We start from the raw sequence: 15,902 nt of genomic DNA on the forward strand, positions 1-15,902 counted from the left end.
GTCGGTCAGTCCCTCGGATCGTCGGGCTCCAGCCCGTGCAGCGGGAAGACGGCGCGGCGGGTGTCCCGGATCGCGATGTCGACGGCGTCGTCGAGGTCGTCGAGGTCATCGCCCCACGGCGCGAAACCGGTGTCGGCGCCGTCGCCCATCGAGGACGGCAGCTCGGCGTGCGGCGCGGCGGCGCGCACCAGCTCGGTCCAGCTCGACGGCAACGGCGTCTCCGGCGGCACGTCGCGGTCGAGCACGGTCGCCAGCAGATGCGTCCACGAGCGGGGGACCACGCGGATCAGCTGGTAGCCGCCGCCACCGACCGCGAGCCAGCGGCCATCGGCGTAGGTGTCCGCGAGCTCGCGCAGGGTGCGGTAGATCGTGCGGTGCCCGTCCACCGAAAGGGACAGGTCCGCGAGCGGGTCCTCGGCGTGCGAGTCGACGCCGCACTGGCTCACCAGCACCTGCGGCCGGAACTCCGCGAGCAGCGAAGGCACGACCGCGTGGAAGGCCCGCAGCCAGCCCGCGTCCTTCGTCCGCGGAGGCAGCGGGATGTTCACCGCGCTGCCCTCGGCGCCCTCGGCCCCGGTCTCCGCCGAGTAGCCGGTGCCCGGCCACAGCGTCAACGGGTGCTGGTGCAGCGAGACGGTCAGCACCCGCGGATCGCCGTAGAAGGCGGCCTGCACGCCGTCGCCGTGGTGCACGTCGGTGTCGATGTAGGCGATGCGGTCGAAGCCGTGGTCCAGCAGCCACGAGATGGCCACCGAACAGTCGTTGTAGACGCAGAAGCCCGCCGCGTGGTCGCGCATCGCGTGGTGCAGCCCGCCCGCGATGTTCACCGCCCGCCGCGCCCTGCCCTGGGCGATGCTCCGGGCGCCGAGCAGCGTCGAGCCGACCACCAGCGACGCCGCCTCGTGCATGTTCGTGAAGACCGGATTGTCGTCGGTGCCAAGTCCGTGACCCACGTCCCAGCCCGCCATCGGTGCCTGCTTGACCGCCTCGAGGTACTCGGCGGCGTGCGCCCGGTGGAGCTCGGCCTCGACGGCGGGCTCCGGCACGAGCAGGGGGATGTCGTCGAGCACCCCCAGCGCGGTGGCCAGCCGGATGGTCAGGTCGAGCCGGACCGGGTTGAACGGATGGTCGCCACCCAGGTCGTAGGCGAGCAGCGCGGAGTCCCAGACGACGGCGGGTGCTGACATGAGAGCGCAGCCTAGTGCGGCTCGGGGCCGGTGGCAGCGGGCCGAGCGGGATCGGCGCACCAGTGCGACCACGAGCCCGCGTAGAGCGCCGCGGGCTCCGGACGGCCCGCCAGCTCCAGCGCGAGCACCACCGAGCTGGCGGTGATCCCGGAGCCGCAGTAGGCCCCGGCCTGCGTGTCCGGCGTGACACCGAGCGCGGCGAAGTGCTCGGCCAGCTCCGCCGGGCTGCGCCACCTGCCGTCCGGCCCGGTGTGTGCGGTGAAGGGCGCGTTCACCGCGCCGGGGATGTGCCCGGCACGGGGATCGACGGGCTCGGTCTCCCCGGTGTAGCGCTGCGGAGCCCTGGCGTCGAGCAGGACACCGTCGCGGGCGCGGGCGCGGGCGGCGGCGCCGTCGGCGTCGAGCACGGGGAGCCCGCCCGGCTCGACGGTGATGTCCCCCTCGGCCGGTTCCGCAGGCTCCGTGGTGACCGGCCTGCCCTCGGCTCGCCACGTCGCGAAGCCGCCGTCGAGCACGGCGACCTCGGTGTGCCCGGCCCAGCGCAGCAGCCACCATGCGCGGGCGGCCACCGAGGAGTCCCCGTCGTCGTAGGCGACGACGGGATGCCCCGCGCGGACGCCCGCGGCACGTAGGGTGCGCTGGAGGGCGGCCGGCTCGGGCAGCGGATGCCGCCCGCCCGCGCCGGGAGTGCTGGCCAGTTCGGTGTCGATGTCGACATACACCGCGCCGGGCAGGTGGCCCTGATGGTAGGAATCGACACCCGGCGGGCCGGTCAGCCGCCAGCGGACGTCGAGCACGGCAGGCCGCGCGGACGGCCCGGCGTCCAGCAGGGCGGCGAGTTCGGCGGTCGAGATGACAGGGAGCATGGCTCAATCCTCCTCGGAAGCGAGCTGTTCACGCAGCGTGGGCGGGCGACGCCGGAGACGACAGCCGGTTACCCGATCGCCTGCGGAAACTGTCGGGTCCAGCGACTACCATGAGCAACGCGAACAAAGGGGACAGGCGTGAACGATCTCATCGACACCACCGAGATGTACTTGCGCACCATCTACGAGCTCGAAGAAGAGGGTGTCGTACCGCTGCGCGCGCGTATCGCGGAGCGCCTCCAGCAGAGTGGCCCGACCGTGAGCCAGACGGTCGCCAGGATGGAGCGGGACGGCCTCGTAGTGGTCGCGGACGACCGGCACCTCCAGCTCACCGACCACGGCAGGGAGCTCGCGATCGCGGTGATGCGCAAGCACCGGCTCGCCGAACGCCTGCTCGTCGACGTGATCGGCCTTGAGTGGGAGCACGTGCACAACGAGGCGTGCCGCTGGGAGCACGTCATGAGTGAGGCGGTGGAGCGCAAGCTGGTGAACCTGCTCGGCCACCCCACCACTTCTCCTTACGGCAACCCGATCCCCGGGCTGGACAAGCTCGGGGAGGGCGAGCCCGCTCCCCCGGCGGAGTCCGACCTGGTGCGCCTGGACGAGTTCGCCCGCGCCGGTGGCGGCGACGTCGAGATCCGGCGGATCGCCGAGCACGTCCAGCTCGACGAGTCGCTGATGACGGAGCTGAAGTCGGTCGGCATCGTGCCCGGCCAGCGGGTGCGGGTCGGCAAGGCCAACGGTGGCATGTCCACCATCGAGGTGTCCGACGACAGCCACTCCGTGCAGGTGGCCAGCTCGGTACTGCACGCGGTGCTCGCGCAAGCTCGGTGAAACCCGCACGGCTCGCGGCGGAAACGTTCCGCTCGCTGCACGGCCGCGCACCTCAGGGCGTCTGGTCGGCGCCCGGCCGGGTCAACCTGATCGGCGAACACACCGACTACAACGACGGCTACGTCCTCCCTTTCGCGCTGCCGCACCGGATCGCCGCCGCGGCGGCACCGCGCACCGACCAGCTGCTCACCATCGCCACGCTCGGCTCCGACGGGCGGGTCCAGCGGGCCGCCCCGGTCGAGATCGCGGCCCTGCGCCCCGGCTCGCCCGGCGGCTGGGCCGCCTACCCCTCCGGAGTCGCATGGGTGCTGCGCGAGGAGGGCATCGGTGGTGGTGGTGCCGATCTGGTCCTCGCCGGTGACGTCCCCACGGGCGCCGGGCTTTCCTCGTCGGCCGCCCTCGAATGTGCGGTGGCGCTGGCACTGCTCGGCCTGGCCGGCCACAGCGACACGACCGACGACCCACCGGGCGGCACGTCCGGTGACGCCCGCCGCGCCGAGATCGCACGGTGGGCACAGCGGGCCGAGAACGAGTTCGTCGGTGTGCCCACCGGCGCGCTCGACCAGGCGGCGTCGATGCGCTGCACCGCCGGGCACGTGTTGTTCCTCGACGTGCGCTCCGGAGCGACCGAGCAGGTGCCGTTCGATACGGCGCGCACCGGCTTGTGGGTGCTGGTGATCGACACCCGCGCGAAGCACTCCCACAGTGAGTCCGGCTACGGCGACCGCAGGCGGGGCACGGAACGGGCCGCTGAGCTGCTCGGCGTCCGCGCGCTGCGGGACGTCGCCCCGCCCGGCCTCGGCGCCGCACTCGACCGGCTGCCCGGAGAGCTGCGCCCGCTCGTCCGGCACGTCGTCTCCGAGAACGCGCGCGTCGTCGAGGTGGCCGAGCACCTGCGTGCGGGCCGGGTCGCCGAGATCGGCCCACTGCTCGACGCCTCACACACGAGCCTGCGCGACGACTACCGGGTATCGGCCCCCGAACTCGATCTCGCCGTCGACCTGGCCCGCACGGCAGGCGCCCTCGGCGCGCGCATGACCGGCGGCGGCTTCGGCGGTTCGGCGATCGCCCTGGTGCACGAAGCCGATCGGCCGGCCGTCGAGGCGGCCGTCATCGCCGGCTTCGAACGCGAGCGACTGGCCCGGCCCCGCCTGTTCACCGCGGTCCCGTCCGCCGGTGCGGGCAGGGACCGGTGGTGACCGCGCCCGAACCCCGGCGCTCCCGGGCCGCCGCCACAGGTGCACACTGTCGGAGCCGTTGCCGACATGCCGTTTCGAGAACCGCCGTCCCGCACCGCCACCGGTCGCGCTCGCGGTTCTCACCGCATGGATGAACGAGTACTCCCGACGCGAGAAAGGCCCGACCAGATGCCCACCGACACCATGCCGCAGAGCAAGCCCATGAAACTGGTCGTCACGGGCGGCGCCGGCTACGTCGGCAGCGTCTGCGCGGCACGGCTCCTGGAAGCCGGCCACGAGGTCACCGTCGTCGACGACCTCTCCACCGGCCACGCCGACGCCGTGCCCGACGGTGCCCGCTTCGTCGAGGGTGACGCGGCGGAGACCGCGCGCACACTGCTCGCCGATGGCTTCGACGGGGTGCTCCACTTCGCCGCCAAGTCGCTGGTCGGCGAGTCCATGCAGGACCCTGGCAAGTACTGGCACGGGAACGTGCTCACCTCCCTCCGGCTGCTCGACGCCATGCGCGCGCACGGCACGCCCCGCCTGGTGTTCTCCTCCACCGCCGCGACCTACGGCGAGCCGGAGACGGCGCCGATCCCGGAGTCGGCGGCGACCCGGCCGACCAACACCTACGGCGCCACCAAGCTCGCCATCGACCACGCGATCAGCACCTACGCCCGGGCGCACGGGATCGCCGCGGTGAGCCTGCGCTACTTCAACGTCGCGGGTGCCTATGGCCGCTTCGGCGAACGGCACACCACCGAGACGCACCTGATCCCGATCGTGCTGCAGGTCGCCACCGGCGAGCGCGACCAGGTGCAGATCTTCGGCGAGGACTACCCGACCGAGGACGGCACCGCGATCCGGGACTACATCCACGTGACCGACCTGGCGGACGCACACCTTCTCGCGCTGGAGCACGCCCGTGCCGGTGAGCACCAGATCTACAACCTGGGCAACGGCACGGGTTTCTCCGTACGCCAGGTGATCGAGGCCTGCCGCGAGGTCACCGGGCATCCGATCCCGGCCGCCGTGGCCCAGCGCCGCGCCGGCGACCCGGCCGTGCTCGTCGCGGCCAGCGACCAGGCCAGGCAGCGGCTCGGCTGGAAGCCGGAGCGCACCGACCTGGCTGGCATCGTCGCCGACGCCTGGCGGTTCACCCAAGACCACCGGGCGGCCGCGCACCCCGCCTGAGGCGCGTTCCAGTGCCCTGGACACGGCGGGAAGGTGCCGGCCCGGGATCGGCTCGTGCCCGGCCGGCTCCGGGCACGCGACCAGACTGTGCTTGTCGGCGCGCCGCTACTCACGCCCTGCCGAAACCGCGCACTGTCAGACACGCGCTAGCCGGGCGGCTCCGGGTCCCACAGCCGCGGACCGGCACAGTCACGGCCCAGCCGGGTGAGTGTGCTGGGCGGTACCGCGTGCTCCAGTGCCTGGTTCAGCAACCCGGCCAGTACATGCCCCGGATCGGCCTCCAGGGCGTTGGCGAACGCCATCCCCGCGAGCGCGCCTTCACCACGCACATAGGCGGAGTAACCCAGCAGGCACGCCGCCTGCGCCCGCTCCGGTGGCGGTGTCGCCCTGACCAGAGCCAGCCACAGCCGTTCCGCCGTCGCGGCGCGTGAGCCGCCCGGTGGCAGTGCACTCGCCAGACAGGCGTCCCGCACGTCCGGCAGGGACAGGGCGAGCGACAGGCCGACGACATCGTCATCGGTCAGCGCGGGGTCCTCCTGCTCGGCACGGGCGAGCGCGGCGCGGACGAGCGCACGGCCGGGTTCGGCCGCTCTCGCCGGATCGGGTGTGCCGGGCAGCGTGTCGACCGCCGCGTCGAGCAGGGCTGCGCGCCGGGCGATCGCGGCAGGGTCGCCGGGAGCGAGCTGGCGCTGCATCGCCTCCCGGCTACTGAAGGTCACCATGCCCGCGTGCGCGGTCGCGGCGGCCAGCACCGTGCTGCCCGGGTCCGGCAGCCGTCCGGTGCACGAGGAGTCGTCATAGCAGCACCACCGAATGCCGGGCCGGATCTCCGGCACCCACAAGGCGTGTGCGACGTGGTGCCCGGCCCCGGTGAAGACCTGCCTGATCGTCGCGACGAGTGGCCGGTGGGGCGGCCCGGTGCCCTGTTCCTCCGGTGCCCCGCCGACGACAGCGACAGTGGCCGCGGTGGAGTCGTCACGCAGCAGGGGTTCCCGGAGCTGGTGCGCGAGGCCGGTGACGGCGTCGGCACTGCCGGAAGAGGGCAGGTCCGCGCGCACCACGTTGCCGACCCGGCGCCCGGTCTCACCTCCGTGGGCGATCACGAGCACCGAGTCGACAGGGTGGAAGCCGAGCAGGTGCGGGATCGCGGCCAGTAGCTGTCCTGGATCGCGCAGGCTCACCGTGGTGGTGGCGGCGCTGGTGGATGCGGTCATGTGTCCACCTTGCGCCGGGCCGGCGGCGTCGGCGCCGTCGGAGACGAATCTGTGGACAGCCCGGTCCGGGTGGAACAACTCTGCCCGGAGGGGGCGCCGGCACCGGCTTTCTGTCGGTGGTGGGCGCTACCCTCTCCGGCCTCGTCCGAGGGCCGCGCTCACCGCAGCCCCGCCGGCGAGGTCAGCCGCAGTGCTCGAAGGGGCTCGTGTAGGACTCCGGGCCCACCGAGCCACCCCACTTCACGCAAGTCGAGCCGGCTGCCTGCCGCACCGGCCCGGCGTAGTAGGCGAAGTCACCCGAGTCGGTCTTCCTGGACGAGCCCTCCACCTCGAGGAAGGCCGAGACCGGGGACGCGGTGCCCACCGATGTGGCCTTCAGCGTCGTCACGCAGTTGTTCCGGTTCGCCGAGTTGTACAGCAGATAGATCTTGCCCGCGGCTCCGAGCGCCGCCGAGTCGATCACCGAGAACCCCGAGCCGCAGACCTGCTCGGGCGTGTACGGGTTGCCACCGCAGTTGTTCCGGCTCGTGAAGTCGGTGTGGCCGTAGTAGGGCACCGCCACGCCATGCAGCACGGCCTTCTGTGCCACCCCGTTGAGCCGCTGTTCGTAGTGCAGGTGCGGACCGGTGACGCCGCCGGTCGCGCCCGCCTTGCCGAGCTGCGTGCCGAGCGCGACCTGCTGGCCCACGCTCACCTGCTGGGCGGACAGGTGCGCGTAGCGCGTTCGCCAGCCGGAGCCGTGATCGACCTCGACCCACCGCCCGTAGCTGATACTCCCCTCGTTCGCCACCCGCGTGACCGTGCCGGCGGCCGAGGCCAGTACGGGCATGCCGGTGATACCGCTTTTCTGGAAGTCCACCGAGTTCGCCGGATTGTGGCCGCTGAAGGTCGCGGCGGTGACCGTGACGCCACACCTGAACGGGACCTGGAAACCGGGTGCGGCCGACGCGGTCGGCTGCCCGGCGACCACCAGCCCGAACGTGACGAGCGCGACCGTCACGGCGGCCGCGGCGCACCTTCTCAGCTTCGACATCGAGATCATCGATACCTCCGGGTAGCAGGGAACGCGCCGCGCTGGCCAAACCTCGTGAGTGCCTACACGAGTGAGAACTCGGCTCAACACTCACGAGTAGTGCTTGCGCTAGAAGGCGTTACGCAGGCCCGCCTTGCCACCGACCACCGGCAGGGTCACCGATGTCCGGGTGAGGTCGATCGCCAGTTCGGTGCCCGGCGGGGGCCGCAGCGTGAAGTCGTGGTCGCTGGAGGCGAGCATGAACTCCAGCCGGTGCCCCGCGGGAAGGACGTAGTCCTTCGGCTGCAGCTCGAACGACACCCGGTAGGGCACGCCCGGCCGGATCGGCAAGGTCCGCGCGGGATGTCTGCGGTTCTGCGGATCGGTCCAGCCCCTGGTGATGATGTGTGCCGTGCCGTCCGGCGCGCGGTCCACGAGCACACCGGTCACGTTCGCCGCAGGCCGGTCGAACGAGATGGCCAGATCGACCACCGGCGTGCCGCTCAGCCGCACCGGCCTGCGCGCGGCATCGGTGGTGTAGGAGAGCCGGTGCGGCGAGTCCGGCTGGCCGGCCAGTTGCTCGATGGTCTTCGTCGCGTCGTCGGTCAGCCGCTCGATCCTCGGCCGGCCGTGGTGGCCGCGCAGGTCGAGCTCGCCCCCCGTCCCCGGGTGCACGGTCGCGTCCCGGGCCGCGGGCGCAGGCCAGTCCCACTCGTCGGTCCACGACATGTCCTCGCGCTGGATCGTCGCCTTCGGCTCGTACTGGATGCCGTTGGGCACCCCGTAGAGGTAGTGGGAGAACCACCGGTTGAGCGTGACCAGCCACGCATCCCGGCGCAGCGAGTACGGGTCGGCGTGCCCGGCCTGGTGCAGCCAGATCTTGCGCTCGACGCCGTGCGCCCGCAGCGCCTCGTACCATTTCGCGACCTGGCTGGTGGTGACGTTCCAGTCGTTCAGGCCGTGCACGGCGAGCACCGACGCGCGCACGTCGCCGACGTCGTTCAGGTAGTTCCGCTCGTCCCAGAAGGCGCTGTAGTCACCGGTGACCCGATCCTGCTCGGCGGCGAGCCCTTCGATCACCGGACGGCAGATCTCGCGATCGGCACGGGTGTAGACGTACTCGGCGAGCACGTCCGCGTCCTCGCCCTGATAGCCGCCCGGCGCCACCACGGCCCCGTCCTCGCGGTAGTAGTCGTACCAGCTGGAGATCGCCGCGATCGGCACGATCGTCTCGAGGCCCTCGACACCGGTGGTGGCAACCGCGTTCGGCAGCGTGCCGTTGTAGGAGACCCCCATCATCGCGGTCTTGCCGGTGGTCCAGTCGGCGACCGCGGGTGCCCCCGACTCGTCCCGTGCGGCGGCCCTGCCGTTGAGCCAGTCCACAACGGACCGCGCACCGATGGTCTCGTTCTCGCCGCCGGTGGTCGGGCATCCGGTGGAGGCACCGCTGCCGAGCGACTCGGCGTAGACCACCGCGAATCCACGGGAGACGAGATACTCCTCGTACCGCCAGGAGATCTGCGGCATCGGCCGGCCCCGCTCGGGCACGTACAGCTCCACGTCGACGTCGTGGTTGGTGATCTCGTTGCCGCCCGCGTAGTAGGGGCTCGCCTGATACACGACCGGTACCCGCAGGCCCTGCTCGGTGGCTCGTGGCCGGACGACCTCCACGTGCACCTCGTCGTCGGCGCCGTCGTGGTCGCTGTCCACGGGCGCGCGCACCCACAGGCTTTCCCGCACCACGTCGGCCGGGTCGAAGACGGGCTGGGCGGCGCCACCGGAGAACACCGGTCCCTGCGGGGGGTCCGCCTGTGCCGCGACGGAGGTCAGCGGCAGCACGAGCACCACGGCGAGCAGCAGGGACAACCGCGCGGATTTCACCAGAGACCCCCAAGTCGGACACGGCGGACATCGGTGAACCGACCCTCACCGCGCCGCCTGACGGTGTCAAGGAATACCGCCCAGGAACCGACTAAAGACGGTCCCGTTGCCGCACCTTGACCGGAGCGTGGCTGCGGATCACGCCGAACGGTGGTGCGATGGAGTGGTGCGACGGCGTCCGGTCATCCTGGGCCTGACGGCCGCCGGCCTGGCGGCCGTCGTGGGTGCGGCGTGGCTGCTCGCGCGCCCCGGCGGGGGCACCGGGCCGCCGCCGGCCACGGAGACACCCTCGGCGCCGGTCTCGGCGCCCGTGGTGCGGCCACCGGTGACGGGCGAGGACCGGTCCGCGCTCGCCGAGGCCGTGTCGGCGGCCGTGCACCAGGTGGTGCCGGGCACCGAGATCGGGCTCGCCGTCCACGATCGCCGCACCGGCTCGGCGCTGACCGGCGTCAACGCCGGCCGGCAGTTCTACGCGGCATCGGTGGTCAAGCTCCTGATCGCCATCCACGTGCTGCGTGCGGACGAATGGACGGTGCCGGGCGGAGCGGAACGGGACGATCTCGTGGCGATGCTCTCGGCCAGCGCCGACGGCGTCGCCTCGGCGTTGTGGGACGCCCACGGCGGCCCCGCCATCAGCAGCGAGATGGCCGGGCTCATCGGCCTGCGGCACACCAGTCCGCCGCGAATCCCGCACCAGTGGGAGTTGACCAGGATGAGCCCGGGCGACGTGGTCGCGGTGTACGAGTACATCGGCGACGCGATGCCCGGGCACGCGCGCGAGTTCGTTCTCGCGGCGCTCGCCGAACCCGCCGACCCCGCGGCCGACGGGTTCGACCAGCTCTTCGGCGTTCCCGAGGGCCTGCCCGGAGGTGGACGTGCGGTCAAGCAAGGCTGGATGCGCGTCGACGACGGACTCGTGCTCAACTCCACCGGGCTCGCCGGTGACGAGGGGCGGTTCGTGGTGGCACTGCTGACCCGGCAGCCCGGCGGCACCGGCTTCGCCGAGGGCCGCGCCGCCGTCACGGCCGGTATCGCGGCGCTCGCACCGACGCTGACCGCAGACGGCAACTGAGCCAACTGAGCGGTGGTGAGCCCGCCTCACGGCGGCGCTATGCTCGGCCGCGCGATGAGAGCAGCACCCCCTTTCCGAACGGGACATCAGCAGCCAGGATCCAGCGGCGGGTCATCGCCGCCGCCGAGACCGAACTCGCGCGGAGCAACCAGGTCGCGCCCGTGGACGTCCTGTGCGGGATCGGCTGGCTGACCGGCAACGTGGTCGACGACTGGCGCGCCGGCCGGGCACCCGATCTCGCCTGCCGCGCCACCGTCGGCGACGACAAGCTCGCCACCGCGCTCGGCTACCTGCGCGAGTGGGCCGAAGAACGCGGACTGCTGCCGAGCGAGATCGCCTACCTCGCTCGCACGCGGGACACCCGGCCGCTTCGCTTCACCGCGAACGGCGACGACGACACGGAATGCGCCTTCCGCACGCACTGGGTGTCACCGGCACTGCCCGAGACACGCCGCGAGCGGCTGCGGGCACAGCAGAGCAAGGCGCCCGACCTGGCCGTCTTCTCATCGCCGCGCGACTGGACCTGCGCGGGCTGCGGAGTGGACGCGGAGGCAGGCGAGTTCCTCCTCGAGGAGGACGGCGACCCGCTTTGCCTGGCCTGCGCGGACTTCGACCACCTCACGTTCCTGCCGTCCGGCGATGCCGCGCTGTCCCGGCGCGCCCGCAAGGAGAGCACCCTCTGTGTACTCGTGCTGCGCTTCGACCGCAGGCGGAAGCGTTACCAGCGGCGCGGAATCCTCGTCGAGCGGGTCGCGCTGGAACGTGCCGAGGAACAGTGCCTTGCCGACACGGACGCACGCCTCCGGCGCCGGGCCCGCGACGCCAAACGGCGGGCCGGGCAGGACGTGGCCTTCCAGGCCCGCCTCACCGACGAGGTCCGGCGACTGTTCCCCGGCTGCCCGGAGCAGCGCGCCAGGGCCATCGCCGAGCACGCCGGTACCCGCGGCAGCGGCAGGGTGGGCCGCTCGGCCGCGGGCCGCGCTCTCGACGAGGACGCGATCCGGCTCGCGGTCGTCGCATCCGTCCGGCATCAGGACACCGCTTACGACGACCTGCTGATGTCCGGGGTACCACGCGCACTCGCCAGGGAGGAGATCAGCGAGCAGATCGACCGGGTGCTGCGGCGCTGGGAGTCACCCCGTGGACCGAATCGGACCGCCTGAGATGTAGGCCTCGAGCTGTTCCTGGTTCTCCTCAAGCTCGTTCATGCGGGTCTTCACCACGTCGCCGATGCTGATGATCCCGGCGAGCCTGCGGTCGACGAGCACGGGGATGTGCCGGATCCGCCGCTCCGTCATCACCACGCTGAGCTGGTCGACGGAGTCCTGCGGACTGCACGTGGCGACGAGGGTGGTCATGATCTCGCCGACGACCCGGGAGAGCAGTGCGGGTCCGTGCTCGTGCAGCCGGCGAACCACGTCACGCTCGGACACGATGCCCGCGACGGCGCCGTCGGCGTCGACAACGACCAGCGCACCCACGTTGTGTTCCGCCAGGCGGGCGAGCAACTCGGTCACGGTCGTTTCCTGGGTGACCGTGGCCACCTCTGCCCCTTTGTTCCGCAACAGGTCGGCAATCCGCATGAAGTCTCCTCCCGCCCGAGGTGAGCTGACTCACACAGGTTAGTGCCCGTCCGGACGCGGCAAAAGGCCACAACCGGTGCCGCGCCCGTCGTCAGGCGACCTCCGCGGCCGGCGCGTCCCAAGTGTTGCAGGCGGCGGTCGAGTTCGCCTCGAAACCTGCGTGCGCCCAGCGGAGCTGGTTCTCCAGCGTGCCGTGCGTCTCGCTGTCGACACTGTTGCGGAAGTCCGCGACGGCCTCCTCGGCCTGCGCGCGCGGCACCGAACCGCGTCCGGCGGCGCTGGCGAGGAAGAGCCCGGCGAAGCAGTTCGCCTGCAACTCGATGCGCCGGGTGAGCTCCAGTTCCTCCGGCGCAGCCTGCTCGACCCCCCGCAGCTCGCGCGCGACGGCCTCCAGCATCCCGCTGAGGTACTGCACGTGGTGGCCGTACTCGTGTGCCAGCACCGCCAGGTGGGCGGGCCGGTACAGCCCGAGGTAGTCCAGCAGGCGATCACTCGGCATGTAGATGGTCTCGTCGCTGCCGCAGTAGAACGCGGTGGCCTCGTCCTCACCGGGCATGTCCCCGCACTCGCCGCCACCGTCCGGCCGGAGGTCCAGCTCGGCATCGTCGAACGTGGCCCCCGCGCCCTCCAGCACCGGCCGCCACGCCTCGTCGAGGCAACCGAGCGCCGCTTCGTAGAAGCCGCGCAGCCGCGCCTGTGACCAGTCGAGCTCGGGCAGCACACACGTCACGTCCTGCAGGCTCATCCGGTCGGTCAGCAGCGGATTCGTCCCCAGCGCCGCGGCCCGCGGAGGGGCGGCCTCCCCGGACGCCGGGCCCACCGGCGGGGCGATGACCACCCCGGGCCCGGCACCCGGAGCGACCAGCGCGGTGCCGGCGACCGGCCTGGTCGCCCTGCCAGCCAGCGCCACCACCCCGACGAGGGCCAGCACGAGCGCGAGCACGCCGGCGATCGCGAACGGGGAGTTGCGGACCGGCGGCCCGGCCGGGAAGGATCCGGGCCGGTCGTCGAATCCGTCCACAGTGTCCAAGGTGTCCAAGGTGCACGCAGCATATCCCGGTCCGGGCCCGGCCGGATCACGAATCGGGAACGCGGTGGCACCTGGCAGACTGGGGCGCATGACTGACAGCGCGTCGGCGGACGACCCCTACCTCTGGCTCGAGGACGTCACCGGTGATCGCGCACTCGAATGGGTCCGGGAGCGCAACGCCGAGACGGTCGGCGAGCTCACCCACGGTGACCGGTTCGCGGGGCTGCGCGCCGAGCTCCGCGAGGTGCTCGACGCCGACGACCGGATACCGTATGTCCGCCGCCGCGGCGAGTACCTCTACAACTTCTGGCAGGACGCCGAGCACCCGCGCGGCCTGTGGCGCCGCACCACCCTCGAGGAGTACCGCGGGCCGGATCCCGACTGGCAGCCGCTGCTCGACGTGGACGCCCTCGCCGAGACCGAGGGCGAGAACTGGGTGTGGCAGGGCGCGACGGTGCTGCGGCCGGGGTTGCGGCGCTGCCTCGTCGAGCTGTCCCGCGGTGGGGCCGACGCGACGGTCGTGCGCGAGTTCGACCTGGAGCGGCGCGAGTTCGTGCCCGGCGGGTTCGAGCTGCCCGAGGCCAAGAGCTCGGTCAGCTGGATCGACGAGGACCGGATCTACGTCGGAACGGATTTCGGTGCGGGTTCGCTGACCAGCTCGGGCTACCCGCGGCTGGTCAAGGAGTGGCGGCGCGGCACCCCGCTGGCGGCGGCCACCCTCGTGTTCGAGGGCAAGCCGGACGACGTCGCGGTCCGCGGTCTGCACGATCCCACCGAGGGCTGGGAACGTGACGTGGTCCGGCGCAGCATCGACTTCTACCGCTCGGAGCTGTACCTGCGCACAGGCGACGGGTTCGTGCGGGTGGACGTCCCGGACGACGCCAACGCCTCGCTGTACCGGGAGTGGCTGCTGGTGCGCACCCGTTCCCCGTGGCGCACCGGCGGCGCTGAGCATCCCGCGGGCGCGCTGCTGGCGATCCGGCTCGACGACTTCCTGGCCGGCGCGCGGGAGCTCACCGTGCTGTTCGAACCCGACGCGCACACCTCCCTCGACTACTACGCCTGGACCCGGCACCACCTCGTACTCGGCACGCTGAACGACGTGAAGACCCGGCTCAGGGTGCTCACGCCGGGGGCGGACGGGTGGCGGGACGAACCGCTCGCGGGCGTGCCTTCCGTCGGCGCCGTCGACCTGGTCGGCACCGAGCCGCACCGGGACGACGAGTTCCTGCTCGACATCAGCGGGTTCACCGCTCCTTCGGCGCTGGTCCGCGGGCACATCGGCGGCGAGCTGGAAACGCTCAAGCAGGCGCCGGCCTTCTTCGACAGCACGGGCCTTTCCGCCGAACAGCACTTCGCCACCTCGCACGACGGCACGCGGATCCCGTACTTCGTGGTGCGCGCCCCCGGCGGCGCGCCGGGGCCGACGCTGCTCACCGGCTACGGCGGTTTCGAGGTCTCGCTGACGCCCTCCTACAGCGGCGTCATCGGCCGGGGCTGGCTGGCCAGGGGTGGCACCTACGTCGTCGCGAACCTGCGTGGCGGCGGCGAGTACGGGCCGGACTGGCACAACCAGGCCGTCAAGGCGCACCGGCACCGGGTGTACGAGGACTTCGCCGCGGTCGCCGCCGACCTCGTCGAGCGGGGCATCACCACGCCCGCGCAACTGGGCATCCAGGGTGGCAGCAACGGCGGACTGCTGACCGGCGTCATGCTCACCCGGTACCCGGAGCTGTTCGGCGCGATCGTCAGCCAGGTCCCCTTGCTGGACATGCGCCGCTACCACCGGCTGCTGGCCGGCGCATCGTGGATGGCGGAGTACGGAAACCCGGACGAGCCGGCGGAATGGGCCTACATCGGCGAGTACTCGCCGTACCAGAACGTCCACAGTGGACGGAACTACCCGCCGACGCTGTTCGTGACCTCCACCCGGGACGACCGGGTACATCCGGGGCACGCCCGGAAGATGGTCGCACTGCTGCGCGAGTACGGCTGCGACGTGCGCTACCACGAGAACATCGAGGGCGGCCACGGCGCGGCGGCGGACAACGCGCAACTGGCGTTCAAATGGGCGCTGGTGTTCGAGTTCCTGTGGGAGCAGCTCAACCGCGCCGGGCGCTGAGCACGTCGCGGATCACCGGCGCGGCGAGCCGGACGGCGTCCCGGGCGAACCCGGCCCGGCGCACGCCGAGGTGGCGCAGCGCGCGGCCGTGATCGAGGGTCACCGTCACGGTGGCGCCGAGGAACACGGCCCACCAGGCGAGGGCCACGGCCGGCCGGAGCACACCGGCGCGGCCGGCGAACAACGCGCGCAGGTGGTCGCGGTGGAACGGAACGTGCCGCCGCTCGTCGGCGAGAATGCGGTCCGCCACGTCCGCGGTGAGCGGGTCGTCCGCGCCGTCCCGGAGCGCACGGTAGTACCGCAGGGCGATCACCTCGGCCACCATCAGCACCAGTAGTTCCAGGCGCAGGCCGAGGGCCCGGCGCAAACGGACGAACACCGTGTCGCTCCAGTGCGCCGCGATCGTCGGCGCGTTCGCGGCGGCCAGGAGCCGTGCCAGCAGGTCGGCGTGGTGCCGCTCCTCGGCCACGAACAGCCGGACGGCGGAGGTGTAGTCGGCATCACCCGCTCGTGCCGCCTTACGGACGAGACCGGCTCCGTCGCCCGACTCACCGACCTGGAAACGCTGCACGCTGCGCACGACGGCGGGCGCGAGCCGGGCGCCCGCCGTCCAGTCCGGTCCCGTCTCCACGCGCCGGGCCTCGGACCGCGACTCGAACTCCCGCAGCCAGGTCACCGTTCGCATCACGAGCATGCCCCCCAATCTCCCCAATGTGGCGTTGGTTG

The 15,902-nt window shown here is 72.2% G+C and carries 14 protein-coding genes; 6 read left to right on the top strand and 8 right to left on the bottom strand.

Annotated elements, in window-relative coordinates:
- Positions 1-5: 5 nt before the first annotated feature.
- Together JAP66_RS20225 and JAP66_RS20230 are read right to left on the bottom strand one after the other, a co-directional pair.
- On the bottom strand, positions 6-1,187 hold the full coding sequence (locus JAP66_RS20225) for an acetoin utilization protein AcuC (RefSeq protein WP_199433364.1): 1,182 nt from the start codon (positions 1,185-1,187) through the stop codon (positions 6-8).
- 11 nt (positions 1,188-1,198) lie between these two features.
- A complete protein-coding gene (locus JAP66_RS20230) occupies positions 1,199-2,053 on the bottom strand; it encodes a sulfurtransferase (protein WP_199433365.1) in 855 nt (284 codons plus the stop codon).
- A gap of 138 nt (positions 2,054-2,191) precedes the next feature.
- Between JAP66_RS20230 and JAP66_RS20235 the strand changes: the two genes are divergently transcribed.
- The 3 genes from JAP66_RS20235 (at position 2,192) to galE (ending at position 5,262) form a co-directional block, all read left to right on the top strand.
- Complete coding sequence (locus JAP66_RS20235; protein ID WP_199433366.1) at positions 2,192-2,887, top strand: iron-dependent transcriptional repressor DtxR; 696 nt, start codon at positions 2,192-2,194, stop codon at positions 2,885-2,887.
- Complete coding sequence (gene galK / locus JAP66_RS20240) at positions 2,884-4,086, top strand: galactokinase (protein WP_199433367.1); 1,203 nt, start codon at positions 2,884-2,886, stop codon at positions 4,084-4,086. The genes JAP66_RS20235 and galK overlap by 4 nt, the downstream gene beginning before the upstream one ends.
- Positions 4,087-4,254: 168 nt before the next feature.
- Complete coding sequence (gene galE / locus JAP66_RS20245) at positions 4,255-5,262, top strand: UDP-glucose 4-epimerase GalE (protein ID WP_199433368.1); 1,008 nt, start codon at positions 4,255-4,257, stop codon at positions 5,260-5,262.
- Between the two features lie 146 nt (positions 5,263-5,408).
- Here galE and JAP66_RS20250 read toward each other — a convergent pair whose 3' ends face one another.
- From JAP66_RS20250 to JAP66_RS20260, 3 genes are all read right to left on the bottom strand, one after another.
- Positions 5,409-6,476, bottom strand: coding sequence for a DUF4192 domain-containing protein (locus JAP66_RS20250; protein ID WP_199433369.1), 1,068 nt, complete (start codon positions 6,474-6,476; stop codon positions 5,409-5,411).
- A 181-nt stretch (positions 6,477-6,657) separates the two neighbouring features.
- A complete protein-coding gene (locus JAP66_RS20255; RefSeq protein WP_199433412.1) occupies positions 6,658-7,509 on the bottom strand; it encodes a M23 family metallopeptidase in 852 nt (283 codons plus the stop codon).
- 108 nt (positions 7,510-7,617) lie between these two features.
- Complete coding sequence (locus JAP66_RS20260; protein ID WP_199433370.1) at positions 7,618-9,369, bottom strand: Xaa-Pro dipeptidyl-peptidase; 1,752 nt, start codon at positions 9,367-9,369, stop codon at positions 7,618-7,620.
- Positions 9,370-9,535: 166 nt separating this feature from the next.
- Between JAP66_RS20260 and JAP66_RS20265 the strand changes: the two genes are divergently transcribed.
- A complete protein-coding gene (locus JAP66_RS20265; RefSeq protein WP_199433371.1) occupies positions 9,536-10,441 on the top strand; it encodes a serine hydrolase in 906 nt (301 codons plus the stop codon).
- Between the two features lie 161 nt (positions 10,442-10,602).
- Positions 10,603-11,604, top strand: coding sequence for a DUF2293 domain-containing protein (locus JAP66_RS20270; RefSeq protein ID WP_307849637.1), 1,002 nt, complete (start codon positions 10,603-10,605; stop codon positions 11,602-11,604).
- Here the strand turns inward: JAP66_RS20270 and JAP66_RS20275 are convergent.
- Entirely contained in the window at positions 11,575-12,024 is a 450-nt protein-coding gene (locus tag JAP66_RS20275) for a CBS domain-containing protein (RefSeq protein ID WP_199433372.1), read from the bottom strand. The two genes, JAP66_RS20270 and JAP66_RS20275, sit on opposite strands and share 30 nt — an antisense overlap.
- 91 nt (positions 12,025-12,115) lie before the next feature.
- Complete coding sequence (locus JAP66_RS20280; protein WP_307849642.1) at positions 12,116-13,045, bottom strand: neutral zinc metallopeptidase; 930 nt, start codon at positions 13,043-13,045, stop codon at positions 12,116-12,118.
- A gap of 97 nt (positions 13,046-13,142) precedes the next feature.
- On the opposite strand from JAP66_RS20280, the gene JAP66_RS20285 reads away from it, so the two are divergent.
- Positions 13,143-15,176: a prolyl oligopeptidase family serine peptidase gene (locus tag JAP66_RS20285; RefSeq protein ID WP_199433374.1), complete on the top strand. Its 2,034-nt coding sequence runs from the start codon at positions 13,143-13,145 to the stop codon at positions 15,174-15,176.
- Here the strand turns inward: JAP66_RS20285 and JAP66_RS20290 are convergent.
- Complete coding sequence (locus JAP66_RS20290; protein WP_199433375.1) at positions 15,157-15,870, bottom strand: ferritin-like domain-containing protein; 714 nt, start codon at positions 15,868-15,870, stop codon at positions 15,157-15,159. The two genes, JAP66_RS20285 and JAP66_RS20290, sit on opposite strands and share 20 nt — an antisense overlap.
- Between the last annotated feature and the right edge of the window lie 32 nt (positions 15,871-15,902).

Origin of the sequence: Qaidamihabitans albus (assembly GCF_016464705.1) — a bacterium.
In the GTDB taxonomy this organism is placed as follows: Bacteria; Actinomycetota; Actinomycetes; order Mycobacteriales; family Pseudonocardiaceae; genus Qaidamihabitans; species Qaidamihabitans albus.